Origin of the sequence: Mesorhizobium sp. M7A.F.Ca.ET.027.02.1.1, assembly GCF_004022985.1 — a bacterium.
Taxonomy (GTDB): Bacteria; Pseudomonadota; Alphaproteobacteria; order Rhizobiales; family Rhizobiaceae; genus Mesorhizobium.
In genome coordinates, this window is sequence record NZ_RZOL01000463.1 from 1 (window position 1) to 4,477 (window position 4,477).

Sequence of the window (4,477 nt, forward strand, 5' to 3'; positions counted from 1 at the left end):
ATGGCATCCCGTGAAGAATGGCATCCCGTGAAGAATGGCATCCCGTGAAGAATGGCATCCCGTGAAGAATGGCATCCCGTGATGAATGGGCATCCCCGCAAATCGCGGGCTCGAACCAACAAGATCCGAAAGCAGGGAAGAAACGATGGAAAATGCCGAAATCGGCCTGATCGGCCTTGGCACGATGGGCTCCAACCTGGCGCTCAACATCGCCGAGCACGGGCACCGCATCGCTGTCTTCAACCGCACCAGGGCGCGCACCGACGCTTTCATCGAGAACGCCGGCGCGCTCAGGGACATGGTCGTGCCCTGCTACAGCCTGGAAGAGCTTGCCGCCGCCATCCGGCCGCCGCGCCCGATCATCATCATGGTGCTGGCCGGCAAGCCGGTCGACGAACAGATCGCTGCGCTGCGCGGCGTTCTGTCGGCCAATGACATCGTCATCGATGCCGGCAACGCCAATTTCCGCGACACGATGCGGCGCTTCTCCGAGCTTTCCGGCTCGGACCTCACCTTCATCGGCATGGGCGTGTCCGGTGGCGAGGAGGGCGCGCGCCACGGGCCGTCGATCATGGTCGGCGGCACGGAGGACTCATGGAAGCGCGTCGAGAAGGTGCTGACGGCGATCTCCGCCAAGTTCAAGGACGAACCCTGCGCGGCATGGCTCGGCACCGACGGCGCCGGGCATTTCGTCAAGACCATCCATAACGGCATCGAATATGCCGACATGCAGATGATCGCCGAGATCTACGGCATCCTGCGCGACGGCCTGGGCATGGGCCCGAAAGAGATCGGCGCGGTGTTTGCCAACTGGAACAAGGGCCGGCTCAACTCCTACCTGATCGAGATCACCGCCAAGGTGCTGGCATCAGACGATCCGAAGACCGGCAAGCCGGCGGTCGACATCATCCTCGACCGCGCCGGCCAGAAGGGCACCGGCAAATGGTCGGTCATCGAGGCGCAGCAACTCGGCATTCCGGCGACGGCGATCGAGGCGGCGGTGGCGGCACGCGTTCTATCATCGATCAAGGACGAGCGGCTGGCGGCGGAAAAGGCCTATGGCAATGCCGGCGTCACGAAGATTTCAGGTGACAAGGATGCCCTGCTGAAAGATCTGGAACTGGCGCTGTTCGCCGGCAAGATCGCCGCCTACGCCCAAGGATTCGCGGTGATGAGCGGCGCCTCCAAGGAATTCAACTGGAACCTGCCGATGCCGACCATCGCCAGGATCTGGCGCGCCGGCTGCATCATCCGCTCGCAGATGCTCGACACCATGGCGGAAGCCTTCAGCAAGGGCGGCGCCTCGACCAACCTTCTGATGGCTCCGGCCTTCATCGCGCTGATGCAGGAAGCGCATCCGTCGCTGCGCCGCATCGTGGCGAGGGCTTCGGAGGCCGGTTCGCCGGTTCCGGCGCTGTCTTCCGCACTTGCCTATTTCGACAGCTACCGCCAGGGCCGCGGCACCTCGAACCTGATCCAGGCGCAGCGCGACTTCTTCGGCGCGCACGGCTTCGAGCGCATCGACGACAAGGGCGCTTTCCACGGGCCGTGGGGGAGCGGTGCGGCTGGCTAGCCCAAGGGCCTAAACGGAAACCGGCGGGCTGAACGCCTGAACCTCGCTGGTGGCGACCAGGCGCTGCAACGAGCCGGGTGCGGCGCCGCCGATCCAGCCGAGCACGGAGCGGGCAAGATCGGAACCGGCCAGGCGGAAGTTCTCGTTGACGACGAGCAATTCCGGCCGGAACAGGTGCAACAGGTCCGACGACTGCTTGGACACGACATCGACGTCGCGGCCAAGCTTGAGGCCGGCATCCTCGATGCCGGCGACGATCGCCAGTGTCGCGGCGGCAGCGCTGCTGACGAAGCCGTCCGGCCTGTTTTCGCGGCGCATCACCTGCGCGGTCCTGGTCCTGATCTGCTCGATCGTGTGATCGATGGAAACGGTGTTGAACGGAATTTCGCTGGCTCCGACCTCGCTCAGCGCATCGGCAAAGCCGTTCAGCGTGTGGCCATAATAGGTCAGCCCGGGCGGCGGCGACAGAAGCGCCAGCTTGTGCCTGCCCATGCTCGCCAGGCGGCGCACGGCCTCCATCGCGAAAACATGGTTGTCGAAGTCATGGTAGGGATGGACGAGGCCCATGTCGGTGCGGCCATGCGTGGCAAAGGGCATGCCGTGCTCGAGCATGTAGCGGGCGCGCGGATCGTTCGGTTGGGTGCGCGAAATGATGACGCCGTCGGCCGAGCCGGTCTCGACGAGATAGCGGATCGGCTCCATCGGATCCTGCGAGCGGGAATAGGGCGTGACGATCAGGTGATAGGGCGTTTCGGCGAGCACTTCCGAAACGCCGTAGATGATGTCCGAGACAAAGCTCATGATCTCGCGGTCAGTGTTGAGCACGAGGCTGATGACATTGGTCCTGCCGGTGCGCAGACGCACGCCGGCGCGGTTCGGCCGGTAGCCGATCTGCTTGGCGACGAGCTGGACGCGGCGCCTGGTTTCGGCGCCGATTTCCGGGGCATCCTTCAAGGCGCGTGACACGGTGGTGACGCCGAGCCCGGTCATGAAGGCAAGCGTCTTCAACGTCGGCCGTCCCTGTGCCGAGGTCTCCCCGCTCTTGTCCGTATGCTGTCTGTCCATTCGTCCCGCCCGTCAGGCGCATAGCAGCCGCGAGCCATGTCGGCAATCGCCGTCATGGCGATACGATATGCGTTCCAGCCCCGGTAAAGTCTCAATACCCTGAAACGTTACAGATTGCCATATCGAGTTACATGTCCCTCGCCCACGAGGTGGATGGTTCTTTTGCGAAACGCTTGGGATTCCAGGAGAAATTGCCTCTGCCGCCGCCTTTTTGCCCGTATCAGGCGGCATTTCGGTGTTTGCGCCGCAGCAAACCTTGCTGCAGTGCATGAGAAGCGCGATCATCCATGCGAATTTGTTCGCAGCCCGAAAAAATATCGAGGGTGCTTCGTTGATGGGTTGCACAGCCCGCGCAATTGCCGTATCGAAAATCTGTAACGTTTCAGATTCTGGGAGGAGCCGAAATGCGATACAAACTTTTGACCGCTGCGCTGGCAGCGACGGCCGCGTTGCAGTTTGCCGGCCAGGCGGCCGCGACGGACCTGGAAGTCACCCATTGGTGGACGTCGGGCGGCGAGGCGGCGGCGGTTGCGGAACTTGCCAAGGCATTCGATGCGACCGGCAACCACTGGGTGGACGGCGCCATTGCCGGCTCCGGCGGCACGGCGCGGCCAATCATGATCAGCCGCATCACCGGTGGCGATCCGATGGGCGCCACGCAATTCAACCATGGCCGGCAGGCGGAAGAACTGGTGCAGGCCGGCCTGATGCGCGACCTCACCGACGTCGCCACCAAGGGCAAGTGGACTGATGTCGTCCGGCCGAAGAGCCTGCTCGACGGCTGCACCATCGACGGCAAGATCTATTGCGTGCCCGTCAACATCCATTCCTGGCAGTGGTTGTGGCTGTCCAACGAGGCCTTCGAGAAGGCTGGCGTGCCGTTGCCGAAGGACTGGAATGAATTCGTGGCGGCAGCGCCGGCGCTGGAAAAGGCCGGCATCATCCCGCTCGCCGTCGGCGGACAGGCCTGGCAATCCTCCGGTGCCTTCGACGTCCTGCTTGCGGCTGTGGGCGGCACGGACACATTCCTCAAGGTCTACAAGGACAAGGATGCCAAGTTCGCCGCCGGGCCCGAAGTCGCCAAGGTCTTCAAGGCCGCGGACGATGCCCGCAAGATGGCGAAGAACACCAATGTGCAGGACTGGAACCAGGCGACCAACCTGGTCATCACCGGCAAGGCCGCTGGCCAGATCATGGGGGACTGGGCACAGGGCGAGTTTCAGGTTGCCGGCAAGACCGCGGGCAAGGATTACACCTGCCTGCCAGGCCTTGGGCTGAACGAGGTAATAGCCACGGGCGGTGACGCCTTCTACTTCCCGCTGCTCAAGGATGCCGACAAGAGCAAGGCGCAGGAGGTGCTGGCCGAGACGCTGCTCGATCCCAAGACGCAGGTTGCCTTCAATCTGAAGAAGGGATCCCTGCCGGTGCGCGGCGACGTCGATCTCAATGCGGCCAACGATTGCATGAAGAAGGGCCTCGCCATCCTTGCCAAGGGCGCCGTCATGCCGTGGACGGACCAACTGCTTTCGCAGGACACCCAGAAACAGAAGGAAGACCTTTTCGCCGAATTCTTCGCCAAGCCGGAACTGACCGTCGAAGACGCGCAGAAGCGCTTCGCCGACCTCATCGCTTCGGCGGACTGACGCTGGAGGCAACCCGCCTCGCTCCCGGCCTTGCGAATGCAGGGCCGGGAATGCACCGCCCTTACCCAGCCGGCTGACGAGATGAGCAAGAGCGCACGCCCCAACCTTCTGTTCCGCAACCTCAATGCGAAGGTCGCCTCGATCCCGATGATCCTCACCGCCATGGTGGTTTTCGTCGGCGGCACCGTTTGGACGG

3 protein-coding genes and 1 pseudogene are annotated in these 4,477 nt (G+C 63.5%); 3 read left to right on the forward strand and 1 reads right to left on the reverse strand.

What is annotated here, in order from left to right:
• Positions 1 to 145 precede the first annotated feature (145 nt).
• The gene (gene gndA / locus EN749_RS31255; RefSeq protein ID WP_128364600.1) at positions 146 to 1,573 is read left to right on the forward strand and encodes an NADP-dependent phosphogluconate dehydrogenase; all 1,428 of its coding nucleotides are present in this window, start codon (positions 146 to 148) and stop codon (positions 1,571 to 1,573) included.
• Between the two features lie 9 nt (positions 1,574 to 1,582).
• On the opposite strand, the gene EN749_RS31260 is transcribed toward gndA, so the two are convergent.
• Complete coding sequence (locus EN749_RS31260) at positions 1,583 to 2,638, reverse strand: LacI family DNA-binding transcriptional regulator (RefSeq protein WP_128364601.1); 1,056 nt, start codon at positions 2,636 to 2,638, stop codon at positions 1,583 to 1,585.
• Between the two features lie 404 nt (positions 2,639 to 3,042).
• Here EN749_RS31260 and EN749_RS31265 point away from each other — a divergent pair, with 404 nt between their 5' ends.
• Positions 3,043 to 4,281 (forward strand): ABC transporter substrate-binding protein, encoded by a 1,239-nt coding sequence (locus EN749_RS31265; protein ID WP_127382134.1) that lies wholly within the window; start codon positions 3,043 to 3,045, stop codon positions 4,279 to 4,281.
• An 81-nt stretch (positions 4,282 to 4,362) separates the two neighbouring features.
• Positions 4,363 to 4,477 (forward strand): annotated as a pseudogene (locus EN749_RS31270) (sugar ABC transporter permease); the annotation flags it as partial.

Excerpts from the sequence above, each read along its gene's own strand:
- gndA (WP_128364600.1), top strand. The coding sequence starts at position 146 with ATGGAAAATGCCGAAATCGGCCTGATCGGCCTTGGCACGATGGGCTCC.
- EN749_RS31265 (WP_127382134.1), top strand. The coding sequence starts at position 3,043 with ATGCGATACAAACTTTTGACCGCTGCGCTGGCAGCGACGGCCGCGTTG.
- EN749_RS31260 (WP_128364601.1), bottom strand. The coding sequence starts at position 2,638 with ATGGACAGACAGCATACGGACAAGAGCGGGGAGACCTCGGCACAGGGA.